At 26.0% G+C, this 691-nt stretch carries 1 protein-coding gene; it reads right to left on the bottom strand.

Annotated elements, in window-relative coordinates; translation table 11 throughout:
- Positions 1–180: 180 nt before the first annotated feature.
- The coding region (locus HF850_RS15390) for an RNA-guided endonuclease TnpB family protein (protein ID WP_169106287.1) at positions 181–691 on the bottom strand (511 nt) is incomplete at its 5' end.

Genomic DNA, 691 nt, shown 5'->3' with positions numbered 1-691 from the left:
CCGTTACTGAAAACTTATAAAAATCTATAAAAAATTATAAAATCTTATGTTTCATTCCTTTTTCAATGTATCTGCTTTGATAATAGAAAATTCTATTACTACTCACATTTGGTATAATACTCCAAAGGCGTAAATTCCCGACTAACGTATCGGTACATATCAATAGTATCGTTTAGATGATTAAGCTATTGATTTACCATAGTTGTATAAATTTATACTTGCATTCTTATCTCTGTCAATTACAGTTTTACAGTTATCACATTTATAAATTCTGTCACTAAGTTTTAAATCTTTCTTTAAAATTCCACAACATGAACATATTTTACTGCTTGCATAGAATCTGTCTGCTATTATAAATTTAATATTATTCCATAATGATTTATATTCTATCTGCCTATAAAATTCATAAAAGCATTGTTCTGCTACGACTTCAGATAAGTGCTTATTCTTCATCATACCTTTCACATTTAAATCTTCTAAAACAATAAACTTTGGTTTTCGGTTTACTATTTCAGTAGTTACCTGATGCAAATAATTATGACGAATGTCTGTTAATCGGTGATTAAGTTTTAATAATTTCTTTTCTGTCTTTATAATGTTACTTGTTTTACAGTAACTATCTCCTTTCTTATTTATTAGATATTTTCTTGATATCTTACGTTGTAACCTACGTTTTTTCTTTTTTAATTTT

Origin of the sequence: Clostridium sp. SM-530-WT-3G (assembly GCF_012843905.1) — a bacterium.
Classification (GTDB): Bacteria; Bacillota; Clostridia; order Clostridiales; family Clostridiaceae; genus Clostridium.
This window is presented reverse-complemented; position numbering and strand designations above follow the sequence as displayed.